Annotated in this window: 21 protein-coding genes and 1 pseudogene; 14 read left to right on the top strand and 8 right to left on the bottom strand. The window is 65.0% G+C overall.

The window, feature by feature from the left end; translation table 11 throughout:
- Window positions 1-48 precede the first annotated feature (48 nt).
- Genes nadB through ACTJI5_RS15240 form a run of 3 tightly spaced genes read right to left on the bottom strand, consistent with a single transcriptional unit; the run spans window position 49 to window position 3043 of the window.
- Window positions 49-1632 (bottom strand): L-aspartate oxidase, encoded by a 1584-nt coding sequence (gene nadB, locus ACTJI5_RS15230; RefSeq protein ID WP_440860915.1) that lies wholly within the window; start codon window positions 1630-1632, stop codon window positions 49-51.
- On the bottom strand, window positions 1629-2123 hold the full coding sequence (locus ACTJI5_RS15235; protein WP_440860916.1) for a hypothetical protein: 495 nt from the start codon (window positions 2121-2123) through the stop codon (window positions 1629-1631). The genes nadB and ACTJI5_RS15235 overlap by 4 nt, the downstream gene beginning before the upstream one ends.
- On the bottom strand, window positions 2120-3043 hold the full coding sequence (locus ACTJI5_RS15240) for an ABC transporter ATP-binding protein (protein WP_440860917.1): 924 nt from the start codon (window positions 3041-3043) through the stop codon (window positions 2120-2122). The genes ACTJI5_RS15235 and ACTJI5_RS15240 overlap by 4 nt, the downstream gene beginning before the upstream one ends.
- A gap of 102 nt (window positions 3044-3145) precedes the next feature.
- Here ACTJI5_RS15240 and ACTJI5_RS15245 point away from each other — a divergent pair, with 102 nt between their 5' ends.
- The 13 genes from ACTJI5_RS15245 (at window position 3146) to ACTJI5_RS15305 (ending at window position 14986) form a co-directional block, all read left to right on the top strand.
- The gene (locus ACTJI5_RS15245) at window positions 3146-3706 is read left to right on the top strand and encodes a DUF4402 domain-containing protein (RefSeq protein ID WP_440860918.1); all 561 of its coding nucleotides are present in this window, start codon (window positions 3146-3148) and stop codon (window positions 3704-3706) included.
- Between the two features lie 136 nt (window positions 3707-3842).
- Window positions 3843-4040: a zinc-finger domain-containing protein gene (locus ACTJI5_RS15250; RefSeq protein ID WP_037513506.1), complete on the top strand. Its 198-nt coding sequence runs from the start codon at window positions 3843-3845 to the stop codon at window positions 4038-4040.
- A 184-nt stretch (window positions 4041-4224) separates the two neighbouring features.
- The gene (locus tag ACTJI5_RS15255; RefSeq protein ID WP_058800982.1) at window positions 4225-4716 is read left to right on the top strand and encodes a DUF4402 domain-containing protein; all 492 of its coding nucleotides are present in this window, start codon (window positions 4225-4227) and stop codon (window positions 4714-4716) included.
- 39 nt (window positions 4717-4755) lie between these two features.
- Window positions 4756-6195 carry a metalloprotease TldD gene (gene tldD, locus ACTJI5_RS15260; protein ID WP_310255568.1) on the top strand — a complete coding sequence of 480 codons (1440 nt, stop codon included), beginning with the start codon at window positions 4756-4758 and terminating at the stop codon, window positions 6193-6195.
- A 219-nt stretch (window positions 6196-6414) separates the two neighbouring features.
- Window positions 6415-7635, top strand: a complete 1221-nt coding sequence (locus ACTJI5_RS15265; protein ID WP_440860919.1) for a hypothetical protein — start codon at window positions 6415-6417, stop codon at window positions 7633-7635.
- Window positions 7636-7715: 80 nt separating this feature from the next.
- A complete protein-coding gene (locus tag ACTJI5_RS15270; RefSeq protein ID WP_440860920.1) occupies window positions 7716-8117 on the top strand; it encodes a hypothetical protein in 402 nt (133 codons plus the stop codon).
- 147 nt (window positions 8118-8264) lie between these two features.
- Window positions 8265-8849 (top strand): DUF924 family protein, encoded by a 585-nt coding sequence (locus ACTJI5_RS15275; RefSeq protein WP_440860921.1) that lies wholly within the window; start codon window positions 8265-8267, stop codon window positions 8847-8849.
- A gap of 28 nt (window positions 8850-8877) precedes the next feature.
- The gene (locus ACTJI5_RS15280) at window positions 8878-9438 is read left to right on the top strand and encodes a pyridoxamine 5'-phosphate oxidase family protein (protein ID WP_058537550.1); all 561 of its coding nucleotides are present in this window, start codon (window positions 8878-8880) and stop codon (window positions 9436-9438) included.
- On the top strand, window positions 9438-9668 hold the full coding sequence (locus tag ACTJI5_RS15285; protein WP_058537549.1) for a putative signal transducing protein: 231 nt from the start codon (window positions 9438-9440) through the stop codon (window positions 9666-9668). Before ACTJI5_RS15280 ends, ACTJI5_RS15285 begins: the two co-directional genes overlap by 1 nt.
- Window positions 9669-9686: 18 nt before the next feature.
- A complete protein-coding gene (locus ACTJI5_RS15290; RefSeq protein ID WP_440860922.1) occupies window positions 9687-10388 on the top strand; it encodes an endonuclease/exonuclease/phosphatase family protein in 702 nt (233 codons plus the stop codon).
- Window positions 10389-10536: 148 nt separating this feature from the next.
- On the top strand, window positions 10537-10875 hold the full coding sequence (locus tag ACTJI5_RS15295) for a P-II family nitrogen regulator (protein WP_037513494.1): 339 nt from the start codon (window positions 10537-10539) through the stop codon (window positions 10873-10875).
- Window positions 10876-10892: 17 nt separating this feature from the next.
- Window positions 10893-12242, top strand: a complete 1350-nt coding sequence (locus ACTJI5_RS15300) for an ammonium transporter (protein WP_440860923.1) — start codon at window positions 10893-10895, stop codon at window positions 12240-12242.
- A 353-nt stretch (window positions 12243-12595) separates the two neighbouring features.
- Window positions 12596-14986, top strand: coding sequence for a TonB-dependent receptor (locus tag ACTJI5_RS15305; RefSeq protein ID WP_440860924.1), 2391 nt, complete (start codon window positions 12596-12598; stop codon window positions 14984-14986).
- Between the two features lie 232 nt (window positions 14987-15218).
- Here the strand turns inward: ACTJI5_RS15305 and ACTJI5_RS15310 are convergent, their stop codons facing one another.
- Both ACTJI5_RS15310 and ACTJI5_RS15315 read right to left on the bottom strand, forming a co-directional pair.
- Entirely contained in the window at window positions 15219-15698 is a 480-nt protein-coding gene (locus ACTJI5_RS15310; RefSeq protein ID WP_440860925.1) for a hypothetical protein, read from the bottom strand.
- Window positions 15695-16069 carry a VOC family protein gene (locus ACTJI5_RS15315; protein WP_310255582.1) on the bottom strand — a complete coding sequence of 125 codons (375 nt, stop codon included), beginning with the start codon at window positions 16067-16069 and terminating at the stop codon, window positions 15695-15697. Before ACTJI5_RS15315 ends, ACTJI5_RS15310 begins: the two co-directional genes overlap by 4 nt.
- Window positions 16070-16165: 96 nt before the next feature.
- On the opposite strand from ACTJI5_RS15315, the gene ACTJI5_RS15320 reads away from it, so the two are divergent.
- The gene (locus ACTJI5_RS15320) at window positions 16166-16708 is read left to right on the top strand and encodes a winged helix-turn-helix transcriptional regulator (RefSeq protein ID WP_439513214.1); all 543 of its coding nucleotides are present in this window, start codon (window positions 16166-16168) and stop codon (window positions 16706-16708) included.
- On the opposite strand, the gene ACTJI5_RS15325 is transcribed toward ACTJI5_RS15320, so the two are convergent.
- The 3 genes and pseudogenes from ACTJI5_RS15325 to ACTJI5_RS15335 form a co-directional block, all read right to left on the bottom strand.
- Complete coding sequence (locus ACTJI5_RS15325) at window positions 16705-18291, bottom strand: GMC family oxidoreductase (RefSeq protein ID WP_440860926.1); 1587 nt, start codon at window positions 18289-18291, stop codon at window positions 16705-16707. The genes ACTJI5_RS15320 and ACTJI5_RS15325 overlap by 4 nt on opposite strands.
- 187 nt (window positions 18292-18478) lie before the next feature.
- The gene (locus tag ACTJI5_RS15330; protein ID WP_440860927.1) at window positions 18479-19393 is read right to left on the bottom strand and encodes a sterol desaturase family protein; all 915 of its coding nucleotides are present in this window, start codon (window positions 19391-19393) and stop codon (window positions 18479-18481) included.
- Window positions 19386-19623: pseudogene (locus tag ACTJI5_RS15335) on the bottom strand (hypothetical protein); the annotation flags it as partial. The gene ACTJI5_RS15330 and the pseudogene ACTJI5_RS15335, both read right to left, overlap by 8 nt.

Raw genomic sequence — 19623 nt, forward strand, 5'->3', positions numbered from 1 at the left:
CCGCAGATAGGGCGGCGGAAGCTTCGTCCGCGACCCTTTAGCCACCGATCACGGCACCAGCACCGTATCGACCGCCTGCGGCAGCAGATCGGGGTAATCGAGCGTGTAATGCAACCCGCGGCTTTCCTTGCGGTGAAGCGCGCTGCGCACGATCAGCTCGGCGCATTGCAGCAGGTTTCTGAGCTCGATCAGGTCGGTGGTGACGCGGAAATGGCCGTAATAATCCTCGACCTCGTGCGTCATCATGTCGATGCGGTGCCGTGCGCGCTCCAGCCTTTTGGTCGTGCGCACGATGCCGACATAATTCCACATGAAGCGGCGGATTTCGGTCCAGTTCTGCTTGATCACCACCTCTTCGTCCGAATCGGTGACGCGGCTCGCGTCCCATGGCCGGATCGCGGGCGGCGTGTCGAGCTGGTCCCAGCTCTCGATGATATGCTTCGCCGCCGCCTCGCCGAACACAAAGCATTCGAGCAGCGAGTTCGACGCGAGACGATTCGCGCCGTGCAGCCCGCTCTCGGTGCACTCGCCCGCCGCATAAAGCCCCGGCAGGTCGGTGCGTCCGTCGAGGTCGATCAGCACCCCGCCGCACGTATAATGCTGCGCGGGCACCACCGGGATCGGCTGCTTCGTCATGTCGATGCCCAGCGTCAGCAGCTTTTCATAGATGTTCGGGAAATGCCCCGCGACGAAATCGGGATCCTGATGGCTGATGTCGAGGTGGACATAATCGAGCCCCGAGCGCTTGATCTGGTCGTCGTTCGCGCGTGCCACGACATCGCGCGGCGCGAGTTCGGCGCGCACGTCATAATCGGGCATATAGCGATGCCCCGTGACCGGATGCTTCAGGATTCCGCCCTCACCGCGCACCGCCTCGGTGATCAGGAAATTCTTGACGTCGAGATTATAGAGGCAGGTCGGGTGGAACTGCATCATTTCCATGTTCGAAACGCGCGCGCCGGCGCGCCATGCCATCGCGATGCCGTCGCCGGTCGCGCCGCGCGGCGCGGTCGAAAACTGATACACGCGCCCCGCCCCGCCGCTCGCGAGGATCGTCGCGCGGCCGACATGCGCGCGGACCTTCCCCGTCTTTTCGTCGAGCGCATAGACGCCCCAAACGCGGCCCGACCCCGAATAGCGTTCCTCGTGCCGTCCGGTGATCAGGTCGATGCACGCCTGTCCGGGCAGCAAGGTGATGTTCGGATGCGCCTCGGCGGTCTTGAGCAGCGCCGCCTGCACCGCCCAGCCGGTCGCGTCGTCGACATGGACGATGCGGCGGTGCGAATGCCCACCCTCGCGCGTCAGGTGCAGCGCCTCGGCATCCTTGTTGAACGGAACGCCCATCTCGACGAGCCGCTCGATCGCGTGCGGGGCGTTCTCGACGACAAACTCGACCGTCTCGCGGCGGTTGAGGCCCGCACCCGCGACCATCGTATCCTCGATATGGTTTTCGAACGTATCGCCCGCGTCGAGCACCGCGGCGATCCCGCCCTGCGCCCACGCGGTCGACCCGCCGGTCAGCTCGCCCTTCGCGAGCACGAGCACGCGGCAATGATCGGCGAGGGCGATCGCGGCGGTAAGGCCCGCGGCGCCCGAGCCGACGATGATGACGTCGTGCGGGGTAGCGCTCATTTGCTTTGCCCGGACAGCGCGGCCCCGTAAGCGACGATGCTGTCCTCGGGACCGTTGCGAAAACGCTTCATCGCGCGTTGAACTGGCCAAACAATAGAGCCATCGACGAGCTTCATGCTTATATTGATTTCTACTTCCGGGTCTTTGTCATCAGCTACCCACTCGCCGCCAAGCTGACGACGCAGCGTTTCACCGACATAGGCGCCAATCGCAAAAATTCTCGATCCGACCTGTTCTGAGAGTAGTCCGTCTGGTCGAGCGACTCCCCTCGGAGCATGTTCGTCAAAAAAACGATCGATTTCGCCAAAACTCGCCAACGTGAAATCAGCCCGATAGCCCGACGACGACAAGGCGGTGGCGATCCACTCGGCGGAAGCCAAGGCATCTGAAACGATCGACGACTGAATCATGGCAATGGCGTTTCCTCTGAATGCAAAGAGAGAAAGCATAGCGGCGGGAAGCGCTACAATCTGACGGCGCGACGCCGTCATCCGTTGGCCGCACGCGTCAAATTCAGGAACACATCTTCCAGATCGGCTTCGCGCGTCGACACGTCGACGATGCCGTGACCCATCGCATTGACCGCGGCGAGCACCTCGCCCGCGTTCATGCGGTCCTTGTTGTAACTGATCGCCAGCCCGCGCTCGCCCTCGCGCTCGATCTTTTCGAACGCCGGGTGGGTCGGCAGCGTCGTCACATCGGCGTCGAGCGTGACGACGACGATCTTCTCGCGCGCCATGTCGACCAGTTCGCGCGTCGGCTTGTTTGCGATCAGCTTGCCATGATTGATGATCGCGATCCGGTCGCACAGCTCCTCGGCCTCTTCGAGATAATGCGTCGTCAGCACCACGGTGACCCCGCGATCGTTGAGCCGCTGGACATAGTCCCAAAGCTGTTGGCGCAGTTCGATATCGACCCCCGCGGTCGGCTCGTCGAGCACGATGATCGGCGGCGAATGCACCATTGCCTTGGCGACGAGCAGGCGCCGCTTCATGCCCCCCGACAGCGTACGCGCATAGGCGTCGCGCTTGTCCGACAGATGGACCGCGGCGAGCAGTTCGTCCGAAATCCGCTTGTCCTTGGGCACGCCATAGAGACCCGCCTGATTCTCGAGCGTCTCGAAGGGCGTGAAAAAGGGATCGAAGACGATTTCCTGCGGCACGATGCCGATCGAATATTTGGCGTTGCGCGGATCGGCGTCGATGTCGAAGCCCCAGATGCTCGCATGGCCGGCCGTCTTGTTGACCAGCCCCGCAAGAATGTTGATCAGCGTCGACTTGCCCGCGCCGTTCGGCCCTAGCAGCCCGAAAATCTGGCCGCGCGGCACGTCGAAACTGACATTGTCGAGCGCCTGCTTGCCGCCGGCATAGAGTTTGGAGACGGCGTCGATGCGGATGGCGGCTTCACTCATGGCCGCCTCCATAGCCGCGCACCAGCCCTCGCGAAAGCCTGCTAATTTTTCGTCAGCCGCGCGTTAACGCTAAATTCGAAACTCGCGGCTAGAGCAGCAGTTGTGAGGACCAGCCACATCATTTGCCCGCTGTCGATACAGCGCGGCCTAGCCATCTTTGCGCTCCTGATCGCGCCCACCGCCGCTTCGCCGGCGCTGGCGCAGAACAGCGCGCAAGGCGCGGCCGAAGCCATCGTGCTTCGCCCGCTGTCCTTCTTCAAGGTCAACGACCTCGACTTCGGCGATATCATTCCGTCGGCGACCGCGGGGACGGTGACAATCGAGCCCGACGGATCGCGCAGCCGCACCGGCGGCGTCACGCTCGCGGGCAATGGCGGCGAGCCCGCGCGCTTCGCGGGGCTCGGCAGCTTCAACCGCCAGGTCAATATCTCGCTCGGATCGAACACTATCTGGATCACCGGGCCGGGCGTCCGGATGCGCGTCCGCAATTTCGAGATCGGCAGCACGCCGACCGCGATCCTGTCGACGACCCCGACGCGCTTCCGCATCACCTCGCCGCTCGGCAACTATAATTTCCCCGTCGGCGGCACGCTCGAAGTCGGCGCGAACCAGGCTCCGGGCGATTACAGCGGTACGTTCACGATCACCTTAAACTATCTTTAGGCCTTCCTGTGGGGGGAAGACGGCACCGGGGGACCACTTGCACCCAAAAGGGTGCCCGCACCGGTGCCGTCAAAGCCCACACCGATTACGCAGACCCGATTGCGGGCGCCCGTCCTGCTTGCTATGGGCGCGGTCGATGACCCAGCCCGCACCCGAAACCATCCGCACGCCCAAGACCCGCATCGCCTGCGACGGCACCGGCGACGGCCTCGCCGACGCGGCGCTCGGCCACCCGCGCGTGTGGCTCGAAATCGACACCGACGAGGGTTTCGCCGACTGCGGCTATTGCGACCGCCGCTTCATTCTGATCGGCGGGATCGCCGACAAAGGCTGAACGTCGGCGTTGCCGACAACGCGTGATTCCCGGGCCGGAAGTAAACGGCCGATTCACCAACCCCATGCATCAGTGATGAAGGTCCCGCTGGCATAAGATGTGCCAGACAGGAGCAGAATCTGTGGGGATTCAGGGGACCAGACATAGTCGGGGGGCTACTCGCGCCCTGATCCTCGCTGTGGCAATGGCGAGCGCGGCGCTATGCGGACCAGCCTATGCCGCCGACATGCCCGGCACCGCCAACGCGGCGGTCGTGCGCCCGAACACGCTGATCAAGACCGACGATCTCGATTTCGGCACGCTGATCAGCGGCGCGACCGGCGGCACCGTCACGATCAGCCCCGTCACCAACGCGCGCACGACCGGCGGCGGCGTCACCCCGGTCGGATCGGCGGCGCAGCGCGCGGTGTTCCAGGGCACCGGCGGCATATTGCTGATCACCGTATCGGGCAGTACCTCGGTCACGCTCACCCGCGCCGGCGGCGGTGCGGCGCCGATGACCGCGAGCCTTGTGCGCGCCGCGAGCACCAGCGGCGGCGGCATCGCGCTGCTCGGCGGGACGTTGCTGCCGAGCGGGGTCCAGAGCTATTATATCGGCGGCACGCTCACCGTTCCCGCGAACCAGCCCGAGGGCGATTACAGCGGCACCTTCACGCTCACCGTCAATTATCTCTGACCGCTGGCGTCGGGGGATGCGCGTGCCTATATCGGCGGCATGACCAGTCTCGATCCCCGCCGCTTCCTCTATCGCGCCGACGCGCTCGACCCCGATCTGGCGCAGGCGCTCGCGCGCGAAGCGCTCGCCAAGGCCGACGACGGCGAGCTCTATTTGCAATATCGCGCGACCGAGAGCTTCGGCTTCGACGACGGGCGCCTCAAGACCGCGGACTATTCGACCGACGCCGGTTTTGGCCTGCGCGCTGTGTCGGGCGAGATGACAGGCTTTGCGCACGCCAGCGACATCAGCGCCGGCGCGATCCGCCGCGCCGCCGAAACGCTCGCGCTGCTCGATCCGTCGAATCAGGCGCACGCCGCGCCGCCGCCGCGCACCAACCGCCATCTCTATGACGAAGCGAACCCGCTCGACCTCATCCCCTTCGCGAAGAAGGTCGCGCTCTGCCAGGAAATCGACGCCGCCGCGCGCGAACGTGACCCCCGCATCGTGCAGGTCTCGGTTGCGCTCGCGGGCAGCTGGTCAGTGGTCGAGATCGTCCGCGCCGACGGCTTCCTCGCGACCGACATCCGCCCGCTCGTCCGCCTCAACGTGTCGATCGTTGTCGAGGAAAATGGCCGCCGCGAAACCGGTTATTTCGGCCTCGGCGGTCGCTATATGTACGACCATCTGTTCGAACCCGCGCAGTGGAACCGCGCGATCGACGAGGCGCTGGCGCAGGCGCTCGTCAATCTGCGCGCGGTCGACGCCCCCGCGGGTGAGTTCACCGTCCTCCTCGGCCCCGGCTGGCCCGGCGTGCTGCTCCACGAAGCCGTCGGCCACGGGCTCGAGGGCGATTTCAACCGCAAGGGCACGAGCGCCTTTTCGGGCCGCATCGGCGAACGCGTCGCCGCGCCCGGCGTCACCGTCGTCGACGACGGCGCGATGGACAGCCCGGTCGGCGGCGGCCGCCGCGGCTCGCTTTCGATCGACGACGAAGGCACCCCGACCGGCGAGACGGTGCTCATCGAGGACGGTATCCTCAAAGGCTATATGCAGGACCGCCTCAACGCCCGCCTGATGGGGGTCGAGCCCACCGGCAACGGTCGCCGCGAAAGCTTCGCCCACGCCCCGATGCCGCGGATGACCAACACCTTCATGCGCGGCGGCAACGACGATCCCGCCGAGCTTCTGTCGCGCGTCAAGAACGGCATTTTCGCGAAAAGCTTCGGCGGCGGACAGGTCGACATCGTGTCGGGCAAGTTCGTCTTCAGCTGCACCGAGGCGTACAAGATCGAGAACGGCAAGCTCGGGGACTCGATCAAGGGTGCGACCTTGATCGGCGACGGGCCGAGCGTGCTCACCAAAGTCACCGGCATCGGCAACGACATGGCGATCGACGAGGGCATCGGCATTTGCGGCAAGGCCGGCCAGAGCGTCCCCGCGGGCGTCGGCCAGCCGACCCTGCTGGTCAACGGGCTGACGGTGGGCGGCACGGCCTGATCCCATATCCATCATGCCGGGCTTGACCCGGCACCCGCCTTTTCTTCGCGAAGGAAGGCAGGCCCCGGATCAAGTCCGGGGTGACGAAGATTTGCATCGCATACAGCCTGTGATCACCCTCACTTGGCGTTCCGCCCTCCCGCGCATATAGTTTACGCAAACAGAAGAAGAATCGGTCGCATCATCCGTGGGGGGATCCCCTGCAACAGGGAGGGTAATATGCGTTCGAATCTGCGTTTCGTTTCCGTGGCCGCCGTCGCCGCGGTCCTCGCCGCCGTTCCCGGCTCGGCGCAAAAAACCACCGGCCCCAAAGAGCGTTACGAAATGGACGTCGCGACGATGTCGGGCTTCGCCGCGATGGCGGGCGGCGGCAGGGGCGGCCTCGGCGGCGCGATGGGGATGATGTTCGGCGGCGATCCGTCGAGCAAGGTCGCGCACCAGCTCCTCCTCCGCCTCGGCTCGAATGATGCCGCCACCGCGCCGCCACCGAAGGGCGACCATTTCTTCCTGCCGCAGGCGAAGATGGGCAAGTCGGTCCCGCTGACGACGATCGAGGGCAAGGAGGAGACCGGAACCACCCCGTTCGAACGCCCGAAAGGCCGCCTATTGCTCTATTGGGGCTGCGGCGCGAAGGCGGGGCCAGGCCAGCCGGTGGTGATCGATTTCGCCAAGGTCGCCGCGGGCCAGATGCCGCCTAATCTCTTCTCCAGCGCGGTCCCGGTGATCCGCGAAGTGAGCAAGGCGAATAGCCGTTCCTATGTCGACTGGCCGAACAACAAGGGCGGCAAGCAGCCCGGATCGGGCTCATCGTTGCTCGGCGCGCACCGCGTCGCGAGCAATATCGGCCCCGACATCAACTTCACGCTGGCGCAGGATTATATGCAGGGGCTCAGCGCCTCGACCGCGATCCAGGGCGACCAGTCGGTGATGGTCCGCTGGAACAGCGTGCCGAACGCTACGGGCTATGTCGCGTGGACGATCGGCGGCATGGGCAATGGCGGCGGCAAGAATGACATGGGCGATATCGTCTGGTGGACGAGCAGCGCGTCGAAGGAATTCGGCGGCGGGCTGTGGGACTGGCTGCCGCCATCGGTCGTCGCGAATCTGATCACCAAGAAGATCGTGATGCCGCCAACGCAGACGAGCTGCCAGATCCCCGCCGAGGTCAAGAAAGCGTCGGGCGAAATGCTGATCGGCAACCTCAACGCTTTCGGGCCCGAGGCCAATTTCTCCTATCCGCCCAAGCCCGCGGGCAATGCGGCGTGGAACATCGACTGGACCGCGAAGGTGCGCTTCCGCTCGCATACCATGCTGATGGTCGGTGCCGATTTCGGCGGGATGAGCGGATCGAATACGGGCGGCAGCACCCCGGCCGAACCCGCGAAGAAAAAGAAATGCAAAGGTCCGCTGGGCATCCCGCTTCCCGACGGGGCGTGCTGAAACGGCGGCGAGTCAGCCCCTGTTCACGCACGTTGGCGCAAAAAGGCGCCGGGTAGGGTATGAAAGACAGGAGTCGAACCATGCGTCACCTCATCCCGGCGTTTCTTGCCGCCGCAGCCATCGCGGCCGCCCCCGCCGCCACCGCGCGCGAAAAGCTCGCGCCCGAAGACCAGCTCGCGAAATTGCTCGAAGGCCGCGTTGCGGGCGAACCGCAGGATTGCATCTCGCTCTCGACCGCGCGCAGTTCGCAGATCATCGAGAAGACCGCGATCGTCTACAAGGTCGGCAGCACCTATTGGGTCAACCGGCCGAAGGGCGGGGCCGAATCGCTCGACGATGACGATATCCTCGTCACCAAGACGATCGGCAGCCAGCTGTGCAGCATCGACGCCGTCGAACTGCGCGACCGCACCAGCCATATGTACGCCGGCTTCGTATCGCTCGGCCAGTTTGTGCCGTACAAGCGCGTCAAGGGCGAATAAGCTCGGGCGCGGTTGCGCGCCCTTCGATCCACATTAAAGTCGTCGTCCCGGCGAAGGCCGGGATCTCCACGTTGCGTCAAACCGTTACGTCGAGATCCGGTTTCAGAGTCACGTGCCTCTGAACACCCTTCGCCGGGATGACGCTTGATGGGAACAAAGACCTTGGTCGAAAACGAAAACGCCCCGCCCCCCGCCGACTGGGCGCAGCAACTCCTCGCCTTCTGGTTTGACGAGCATGGCATGGACGACTGGTACGGCGGCGGCGCCGAATTCGATGAAGCGGTCCGCGATCTGGCGGAAGGCTGGCACGAGGCTTTGCGATCGCAGCCCGCCGAAGCCTTCCTCACCGATCCCGACACCGCGCTCGCCGCGACGATCCTGTTCGATCAGGTGCCGCGCAACATCTATCGCGGTCACGCCGACGCCTTCGCGACCGACGATCTCGCCCGCGCGATCGCGCGCGGCATCGTCGCGCGCGGCTGGCACGAAAACTGGCCCGACGAGCGGCGCCAATTCGCCTGCCTGCCCTTCCAGCATAGTGAGAATATGGACGACCAACGCGAATCGCTGCGCCTGTTCGCCCAGTTCGACGCCCCGATATTCCAGGATTATGCGCAAAAGCATTTCGACATCGTCGACCGCTTCGGCCGCTTTCCGCATCGCAACGAGGCCCTCGGCCGCGCCACCCGCGCCGACGAGGAAGCCGCGATAGAAGAGGGCAGGAATTGGTGATAGGGCTGGCGCGATACGGAGAACAGTCATGGAATTCACCGATACGCTGACTGACAAGCATATCGCCTTTATCGAAAAACAGCCGGTCTTTTTTACCGCGACGGCCGCCGCCGATGCGCGCATCAACCTGTCGCCCAAGGGCTATGCCGACAGCTTCAAAGTCCTTTCGGACGCGCAGGTCGCCTATCTCGACCTTGGCGGATCGGGCAACGAAACGCACGCGCATCTTGCCGCCGACGGGCGCATCACGATCATGTTCTGCGCCTTCGATCGCACGGCATTGATCCTGCGTATCTATGGCCGCGGCCGCCCCGTGCTGCCGCAGGATGCCGAGTGGGACGCGCTCGCCGCAAACTTCACCCTGCTTCCCGGCACACGCCAGATCTTCGTGATCGATATCGACAGCGTACAGACGAGCTGCGGCTGGGGGGTGCCGATGATGGAATTGCAGCACGAGCGCGACACGCTGCAAAAATATCACCGCCAGGCCGACCGCACGCTGTGGGTCGAAAAATTCAAGGAACGCGACCGAAGCATCGACGGCCTGCCGACGCGCCCGACCGACCGTTTCATCGCGGGCGACGCCTGATGCCATTGGTCGAGCTGGTGCGCCTTCCCAACGGCGCCGAGGCCGAGCTGCTGCGCGGCCGGCTCGAGAGCGCCGGCGTCCATGCGGTGTGCTTCGATGCGGGCATGAACATCGCCGAAAGCGTCGGTCTGCTCATCCCCGTCCGCATCATGGTGCTCGACGAGGATTTGGACGAGGCGCAGGCGCTGATCGCCGAATTCGAGTCCGGCGGGAACGGAAACGCGGCCTGAGCGCTTGAAAAACACGTCATGATCAAGGTCGCCAGTTACAATATGCGCAAGGGCATCGGGCTCGACCGGCGCCGCGACCCCGGCCGGGTGCTGTCGGTGCTCGGCGAGCTCGACGCCGATATCGTCGCGCTGCAGGAGGCCGACCGCCGTTTCGGCACGCGCGCGAGCGCGATCCCGCCGCATATGTTCGAGGACCATAGCGATTATGTCCCGGTCGACCTGCTCAGCGGCCGTCCCTATGCGATCGGCTGGCACGGCAACGCGCTGCTCGTGCGCAAGGGCGCCGTGGTCGAGGAAAGCCACGCGCTCCATTTGCCGACGCTCGAGCCGCGCGGCGCCGTCGCGGCGACGGTGCGCATCGGCGAAACGCGGCTCCGCGTCGTCGGCATGCATCTCGACATTTCGGGGCTGCGCCGCCGCCAGCAGGCGCGCGCGATCCTGAACCATGTCGCCGAGGGCGAGGATCTGCCGACGATCCTGATGGGCGATTGCAACGAATGGCGGCCGCGCGGCGGCTGCCTCGCCGATTTCGGCGAGCGCCACCGGCTTGTCGACACCGGCCACAGCTTCCACAGCCGCCGCCCGGTCGCAAAGCTGGATCGTATTTTCGCGACCCCCGACCTCGAAGCCGTCGAGGCGGGCGTCCACCAGAGCGCGCTCGCGGCACGCGCGTCGGACCATCTGCCGATCTGGGCGCGACGGCCATTGCCCAAATTTTAGGCAATCCGCTGCCTTCCCTGCCCACCGAACGACCGAATAGGTCGCTTACCCCGCTCACGCCGTCACAAAATGTTAACTTTCGCGCGCCCCGCGTAATCTGGCACGGCCGTTGCAGTGCAACATGGTGCCATTAGCAAAAGGGGGCGTCATGAAGCTGATCTTGGCCATCATCAAACCATTCAAGCTCGACGAGGTGCGCGAAGCGCTCACCGGTCTGGGCATCGCCGGCATGACCGTGACCGAGGTCAAGGGCTTCGGCCGGCAAAAGGGGCAGACCGAAATCTACCGCGGCGCCGAATATGCCACCAACATGGTGCCGAAGGTGAAGATCGAGCTCGTCTGCGACGATGCGCTTGCACCACGGGTTGTCGAAACGCTGCAGCAGACCGCCGGAACCGGTTCGATCGGCGACGGCAAGATTTTCGTCCTCGACGTGGGTCAGGCGGTGCGCATCCGCACCGGCGAGACCGGCGAGGCGGCACTGTAATGACGAAGGGGGAAAACATGACGTTCGCAAAGAAATTTGCGGCGGGCGCCGGGGCCGTCGGCCTCGCGCTGTTCGCCGCGCTGCCCGCCTGGGCGCAGGAAGTCGCCGCGGCGGCACCCGAACCGGTGGTCGCGGCCGTGGTCGACAAGGGCGACACCGCCTGGATGATGACCTCGACCGTGCTCGTGCTCCTGATGATCCTGCCGGGCCTCGCGCTCTTCTACGGCGGTCTCACGCGCACCAAGAATATGCTGTCGACGATGACGCAGATCGGCGCCGCCGCCTGCCTCGCGATGATCATCTGGGTGATCTATGGCTATGGCCTCGCCTTTGGTCCCGAGGGCAATGCCTTCATCGCCTGGGGCAAATTCTTCCTCGCCGGTGTCACGCCCGACAGCCTCGCCGACACGTTCAGCGACGGCTTCAAGCTGCCCGAATATGTGTTCATCAGCTTCCAGATGACCTTTGCCGCGATCACCCTCGCGCTGGTCCTCGGATCGGTCGTCGAACGCATGAAATTCTCGGCGGTGATGGTGTTCGGCGCGATCTGGCTGACGATCGTCTATTTCCCGATCGCGCACATGGTGTGGGCGGCGGGCGGCCTCTTCTTCGAAATGGGCGCGCTCGATTTCGCCGGCGGCACCGTCGTGCACATCAACGCGGGTGTCTCGGCGCTCGTCGCCGCGATGATCCTCGGCAAGCGCATCGGCTACCAGAAGGAAATCATGGCGCCGCACTCGCTGACCCTCACGATGGTCGGCACCGGCATGCTGTGGGTGGGCTGGTTCGGCTTCAACGCCGGCTCGGCGCTCGAAGCCAATGGCTCGGCCGCGCTCGCGATGATCAATACCTTCGTCGCGACTGCCTCGGCCGCGCTGTTCTGGATGCTCGCCGAAAAGCTCGCGGGCCATAAGCCCTCGGCGCTCGGCTTCTGCTCGGGCATCATCGCCGGCCTCGTCGCGGTGACCCCGGCGGCGGGCAATTCGGGGCCGTTCGGCGCCATCGTCCTCGGCGCGGTCGCCTCGCTGATCGCTTTCTACGCCGTGACCGTCCTCAAGCCCAAACTCGGCTATGACGACTCGCTCGACGCCTTCGGCATCCACGGCGTCGGCGGCATCGTCGGCGCGATCGGCACCGCGATCGTCTATGCCCCCAGCCTTGGCGGCCCCGGCGGCGACGATTTTGCGATCGGACCGCAGCTCGTGACCCAGATTTCGGCGGTTGCCGCGACGATCGTCTGGGCCAGCGTCGGCACCGTCATCGCCATCTATGTCGCCAAGCTGCTCACCGGCCTCCGCGTTTCGGAAGAGGTCGAACGCGAAGGGCTCGACCTCGGCGAACATGGGGAGCGCGCCTACAACTACTGACGAGACAGGAGACCCGTCGCCGCACGTCTCTCTCCTTTCAAACGGCGGCGGCGGGATCCTACCGAGGTTCCTCCTGCGAACCACTGGCCGGGGCTTGCCCCCGGCCATTTTTTAAGTTTGTGGCCCGAACGGCCACTGGCCGGGACACAGGTCCCGGCCTTTTTTTGTGGCGGGAACGGCCGCGAGCGCGGGACACAGTCCCGTCCATTTTTGTCATTTTCTTACTGTGGCTGGCGCGCAACATGTCCCGGCCTTTATTTCGCGTAATATTCATGCGCCATTGCGTAATGGAAACAAGAAGCGCACCCTCCCGCCCGGACCAGCGTAGATTGGCCATCAGGAGGAGGATTATCATGAATGCACGAGCATCTATGCTCGCGGGCTTGTCGTGCCTTGCGCTTGCAAGCACCCCGGCAGTGGCGCAGGACGCGCCTGCAAACAGCTATGACGGCAACGAGATTATCGTCACCGCGACCAAGCGCGACGCGAGCCTGCAGGACGTTCCCTTTTCGATCAACGCGCAGACCGAACAGGCGATCGAGCGCGCCAATGCGAGCACGGTCGAGGATCTGTCGCGCAACGTCGCGGGCCTGACGGTCCAGAATCTCGGGCCCGGGCAAAGCCAGGTGTCGGTGCGCGGCGTCTCGGCGGGCCAGATCGCGCGCGACCAGCCGGGCGTGAAGGAACAGGTTGGCGTCTATCTCGACGAATCGGTCGTCTCGCTGTCGCTCTTCACCCCCGACCTCGACCTGTTCGACCTCAACCGCGTCGAGACGCTGCGCGGGCCGCAGGGCACGCTCTTCGGCTCGGGTTCGGTCGGCGGCACGCTCCGCTACATTACCAACCAGCCCAATCTCGACGGCATCGAGGGCAAGGTCGAAGGCAATGTGAACCTCGTCGACGGCGACGATTTCGGCGGCCACCTCAAGGGCGCGATCAACCTGCCATTGAGCCCCAATCTCGCGATGCGCGCGGTCGGCTATTATACGCGTTACGCGGGCTTCATTAATGCGCTGCGCGAAGGCGGCGGCGAGAGCGAGGACGTCAACAGCGGCGAACGCTATGGCGGGCGCTTCTCGCTGCTGTGGAAACCTGCCGAGAATCTGTCGATCACCCCGCGCTTCGTCTATCAGAAGGTCAAGACCGACGGCTTCAACCGGCAGGAGGTCTATAACCTCTTCGCCAACCAGTTCACGACGACGCGGCCGCAGGTGGCCTTCAAGGAACGCCAGCAATATCTGCTGCTCGACGAGGCGTTCGAGGATGAGGTCAAGCTCTTCGACCTGACAATGAGCTATGATGGCGACGTGATCGGCGTGACGTCGGTGACGACCTACACCGATCGCGACATCCTCGTCAGCCGCGACGCGAGCGCGCTGACGGGCAGCGTTTCGGCCGACCTCGGTTTTCCGGTTGCGGGCATATTGTTGCCCTCGAACCTTGTCGACACCACGGGCGTCAAGCAATTCACGCAGGAATTGCGGGTGAACTCGGCGGGAACCGGCCCCTTCCAGTGGCTCGTCGGCGGCTATTATGCCAACGTCAAACGTGACTATACCCAGCGCCTTCCGACGCCGGGTTATGACGTGTTCACCGATGCGAGGTTCGGCGCGGGCACCTCGGCGGCGCTCGCCAACGGCTTTGGTCCCGATTCGCCCTATAACGCCGACATCCCTTATGACCTGTCGCAGATCGCTATTTTCGGCGAGCTGAGCTACGATCTCACCGAAGCCTTCACCGCGACGCTCGGCGGTCGTTATTATGCTTTCGACGAAAGCCGGCGTTTCGTATCGGGCGGGCTATTCCCCAACGGCGACAACGCCCGCGACAAGACCTCGTCGACCGGCTTCTCGCCGCGCTTGCTGCTCAGCTATGATGTCGCCGACGGCATCACGCTCAACGCGCAGGCGTCGAAGGGCTTCCGCCTCGGCGGCGTCAACGATCCGCTCAACCTGCCGCTGTGCGACGGCGGCGTGCCGAACGGCCCCGACGCGCAGACCTTCAGCGGCCGCCCGCGCTACGACGACGAAACCTTGTGGAACTATGAAGGCGGGGTGAAGGCGCAGTTCGGTGGCATCACGTTCAACGCCGCCGGCTTCTATACCAAGATCAACAATCTGCAGGTCACCGCCGATGCCGGCAGTTGCTCGTCGCGTATCGTGTTCAACGCCGACGCGCATACGATGGGGCTCGAGGTCGAGCTGTCGGCCAGCCCGTTCACCGGGCTCGATCTCGGGCTGTCGGGCAGCTATGTCGAGGCCGAATTCGATTCGACGCTCACGCGCCCGAACGGGACGGTGATCGAGGGCATCCGCGAGGGCAACCGCCTGCCCTCGGTGCCGAAGTTCCAGATGGCGGCGAACGCGACCTACAGCTTCCCGATCGATGCGTCGTCGGACACCAACGCCTTCGTCACCGCATCCTTCCAGCATGTCGGCAGCCGCTATACCCAGCCCGGCGATCAGGAAAACAACCCGCGGACCTTCGTCCACGGCTTCACCTTTGGCGGCGCGCCGATCGGTTCGGCGACGACGCTTGACCTCAAGCTGCCCGATTATCAGCTGGTGAACCTCGGCGCAGGGATCGAGTTTCCGAACGAGTTCGAAATCTCGGTCTATGTAAACAATCTGCTCGACGAAAATGCGCTGCTCGCCTTCGACCGCGAACGCGGCGGGCGCGCGCGGCTCGGCTTCGCGACGAACCAGCCGCGCACCTTCGGCGTCACGGTTCGCAAGGGCTTCTGACGGGGAGAGATGGGCCGGGCGCGGACGCGTTCCGGCCCATTTTCAGGCGCTGAAATGTTGCACAAAATTTGCGCAGCATTGCCGCAATTTAAGCCTTCCCATCATGACATTAATATGGCATTCATTGCGTCAACAGTTTCAGGAGGGGAGAGCCTGAAAGGCTGGGCCGGGACGCAAGTCCCGGCCCTCTTTTTTTGTGCGCAACACAGATGCTGCCTAAAATCGGCAGTTTTCAGCGATTTGTGCGCGCATAGCGCAGCATGGCGAAGATGCGCCAGCTGCCGTCGTCCTGCAGAATCGAATCGCTGACGACGAGTCTTCCGTCCGCTTCAAGGACATAGGTCGACCGGCCGATTTCGACATCGGCGCTGCCCCAATGCGTCCACCATTTCGCCGCATTCACCCCGCCGACCACCGCGCGCGTCCCGCCATAGCTGTCGGTCCATTTTCCGCGCACGCGCCCCTTCGTGTCGAAGGCGTACGTCGCCTCGGCCGAATAGGCGATCGGCGGCGTGCCCGCGATGCGCAGACGATAGGCGAGCGTCGTCGCCTCGCCCACGCCCGGTGCGATGTCGAGCGTCGCCGTCGCGGGCTTCCCGAACGCCTCGCCCTTACCGGCCCAGCTGCCATGCCAGGCGGCGAGCGACGGGGCTTCGGCGGCGGGCGCGGCCGGCGCCATCAGCGCCGCCGCCGCCCACCAGAGCGATGTCATGCCGCGATCTCGGACTGCGAGAACATGAAGGCGTTGCCGTCGGGATCGTAAAAAGTGAGCAATTTCACCAACCCCGGAATATGCTGGATATCGCCATCCTGCCGCACACCCTCGGCATCGAGATGCACTTTCGCCTCCTCGATGTCAGCCACCTCGAACACATTGGTCGCGCCGCCGCCCTGCACGACCGCCTCGACCTGGCTGAGCCCGATATTCACCCCCGCCATCGGGGTCTTGAGTTCGCACCAGCCAAGCTCGTCGGCGCGATAGAGCAGCTCGCACAACAGCACGCGCTCGTACCAGGCGATCGACGCGGTCATGTCCTTGACCCCCATCGAACAGGTGAGTTCGGATCCGATCTGAAGCGCCATGCCATTCCTCCCTTTTCGCGAAGCACCGAGCCCCGCGGAGAATCGCATGGCCCATATCGCTTGCCTCAATGGTCTGGTTTGTATAGTTAGTTGCAAATGCCGTCAACCGCGTCCGACCCCGTGCTGATTCAGCTCGGCAGCCATCGCTGGCTGGTGCCGCTGCTCGCCGATCTGGCGGCACACAAGGGTGCGCGCTTCGTCGAACTGATCCACCGCCTCGGACTCTCGCGCGACAGCCTCACGCGCACGCTGGAGGCCGCGGCGACGATCGGCTGGGTGGCGCGCAACCCCGGTCACGGCCACCCGCTCCGTCCTGAATATATCCTGACCGAAGCCGGCGCCGCCGCCGCCGCACGCGCCGCAACGATTAGCGAGGCGCAAGCGGCAATTGACCTGCCGCCCGGTGCCGCGACGCGCTGGGGACTTCCGCTCGTCGTCGGGATCGGCGCGGGCCACGACCGCTTCAACGCGCTGTCGCGCCTGCTGACCCCCGCCACCCCGCGCGCGCTGTCGCAGGGGCTGACCGCGCTTGGCAAGCACGGGCTGGTGACCCGCGAAATACTCGATATGCGTCCGCCGGCGAGCCGTTATGACCTCACGCAAAGCGGTGCGCTGCTGGCCGCAGCGTGCACCGCCTAGTTCAGCGCCGCCTTCACGAAATCGGCCGCCCGCTCCCCGATCATGATGCTCGGCGCATTGGTGTTCCCCGAAACGAGCCGCGGCATGACGCTCGCATCGGCAACCCACAGCCCGTCGATGCCACCCACTTTCAACGTCGGGTCGACGACCGCGTCGGCGTCATTCCCCATCCGGCACGTGCCGACGGGGTGATAGACGGTGTCGGCGCGGCTGCGGATCAGCACGTCGAGCGCGGCATCGTCGTCGAGGTCCACTGGATGGCGGTCGACCCCGGCGTAGTCCGAGAGCGGCGGCGCCGCGGCGATGCGGTGCATCATCCGCACCCCCGCGCGCAGGGTCGCCATATCGCGCGCGTCGGTCAAAAAGCCCGGGTCGATCGCGGGTGCCGCGGCGGCATCGGATGACGCAAGCCGCACCGTCCCGCGGCTCTCGGGCCGCAGCACGCACGCGTGGCACGAGAAACCGTGCCCCTTCACCTTCGTGCGCCCATGATCTTCGAGCATCGCGGGCACGAAATGATATTGGATGTCGGGCGCGGGCAGGTCGGGGCGCGATTTCCAAAAGCCCCCCGCCTCGGCGAAACAGGTCGTCATGATCCCGCTGCGTTTCGTCCGGTGCTCGAAGATCGCCTTCACCATCCGCCAGGTGCCGCCGGCGCTGTCGCCGAACGGCTCGGTCGAGCGCGTCTCCCAACTCGACACATAGTCGATATGATCCTGCAGATTGTCGCCGACCCCCGCGCGGTCGAGCGTCACCTCAACCCCCTTGTCCTTCAGATGCGCGCCCGGCCCGATCCCCGACAGCATCAGGATTTGCGGGCTGCCAAACGCCCCCGCCGACAATATGACACCGCCCCGCGCCCGCAGCGTCTCGCGGTTGCCCCCGCGGCGGATCACCACCCCCGTCGCGCGCCCGTCTTCGACGAGTATCTTCTCGACCAGCGCGCCGGTGCGCACCACGAAATTGCCATGCCCCTGCAGCGGCTCGACATAGGCGCGCGCCGCCGACCAGCGTTCGCCCGCCTTCTGCGTCACCTGATAAAGGCCAAAGCCTTCGTTGCTCGGGCCGTTGAAATCGGCCGTGCGCGGCAATTGCAGCGACGCCGCGCTCTCGACGAAGCGCCGGCTCGTCACATTGGGCCAGCGCTGGTCCATCACATTCAGCGGCCCGCCGCCCCCGTGGAATTCGTCGCCGCCGCGCTCATTGCCCTCGCTGCGCTTGAAGAAGGGCAGCACGTCGGCATAGCTCCACCCCGTCGCGCCGAGCGCCGCCCACTGGTCGTAATCGAATTGATGCCCGCGGATATAGACCATCGCGTTGATCGCGCTCGACCCGCCGAGCCCGCGCCCGCGCGGCTGATAGCCGGTGCGCCCGTTCAATCCCGCCTGCGGCACCGTTTCATATTTATAGTTCGAGCTGTTCCGGATGAAGGGCATGAACCCCGGGGTCTTGATCAGCATATTGTCGTTGCGCCCGCCCGCCTCGACCAGACAGACGGTACGCTTGCCGTCCTCGGCCAGCCGCCCCGCCGCCGCGCTCCCCGCGCTGCCGCCGCCGATGACGATGATGTCGAACTGATCCATGCTTGCGACTCTCCCTTACGCCGCCTGCTGGCGGTCGCCCGGGTGCTTACATGAATGTCATTAGGGGGTGAGGCAAGGGGGCTGATACCCTTCACCGTTCGCATCGAGCGAAGTCGAGATGCCCATCGGTCGCGCGCGCCTTCGAGGTGTCTCGACTTCGCTCGACACGAACGGGTTTAGGGCAGCCCTACTCCGCCGGTTCTTCCACCGGCCGCCCCGCCGCCCAGCGTTCCTTGATCATCGCGCTCGTCGCGCGGCTGCCGTCGTGGCTCCAGCCGGGCTCGCGCCACATATAATCGAGCTTGTGCCGCCACGGCGCGTGCCACACGTCCTTCGCGATCCCGACCCATTCATGCACTGCCGCCCACAGGATGTTGAAGCTGCCGAGCTGTTTGACGATCCCATAACGCACCGGCTCGTCGTCGCGTTCGGGAACGAAGCTGCCGAACATCTTGTCCCAGATGATGAACACGCCCGCATAATTGGCGTCGAGATAGCGCGGGTTCACGCCATGATGGACGCGGTGGTGCGACGGGGTGTTCATCACCGCCTCGAACCATCGGGGCAGCCGCTTGATCGCCTCGGTATGGATCCAGAATTGATAGATCAGGTTAAGCCCCGCGCAGAAGAACACCATCGCGGGCGGAAAACCGATCAGGAACAACGGCAGGCGGAACAGGAAGGTCAGGCTGAAAAACCCCGTCCATGTCTGCCGCAGCGCGGTCGAGAGATTATAATGCTGCGAGCTGTGGTGGATGACATGGCTCGCCCAGAACCAGCGCACGCGGTGCGCGCTGCGGTGGAAGGCGTAATAGGCCAGATCGTCGAGGAAGAAGCAGAGGACCCACGCCCACCACCAGCGGCTGAATTCGATCCCGATGTCGAACAGGCGGAACTGGTACACAAACACCGACATGCCGATCACCGCCGCACCGACGAGCGCGCCCGCAACCTGGCTCACCGTCCCAAGCATCAGCGACGTCAGCGTGTCGCGCGCCTCGTACCGGCTCTTGTCGGCGCGCAGCGAGATGAGCATCTCGGCGATCAGCAGCAGGATGAAGGCAGGAACGGCGTAGACGACGGGATCGGGCAGCTTATCCACGGCTGAACTCGCGCATCCGGCTGGCCCACATCCCCGCATCCTTCCCCAATTGCAGCGTCACCGCGCCGAATGTCCGCTCCGGCGTCGTCAGTGTCAGGAAATCCTTGTCGAGCCGCCCGATCACGCTGGCATCGACCGGCCGCGCGGCAAAGAAATTGCCATGCGCGCGAACCAGCATCATCCGTCCCTCGGCATTGCGCACGATCGCGGCAAAGCCCGCCCGGTCGCGC

It is taken from the genome of Sphingopyxis sp. 22461 (assembly GCF_052044915.1).
GTDB lineage: Bacteria > Pseudomonadota > Alphaproteobacteria > Sphingomonadales > Sphingomonadaceae > Sphingopyxis.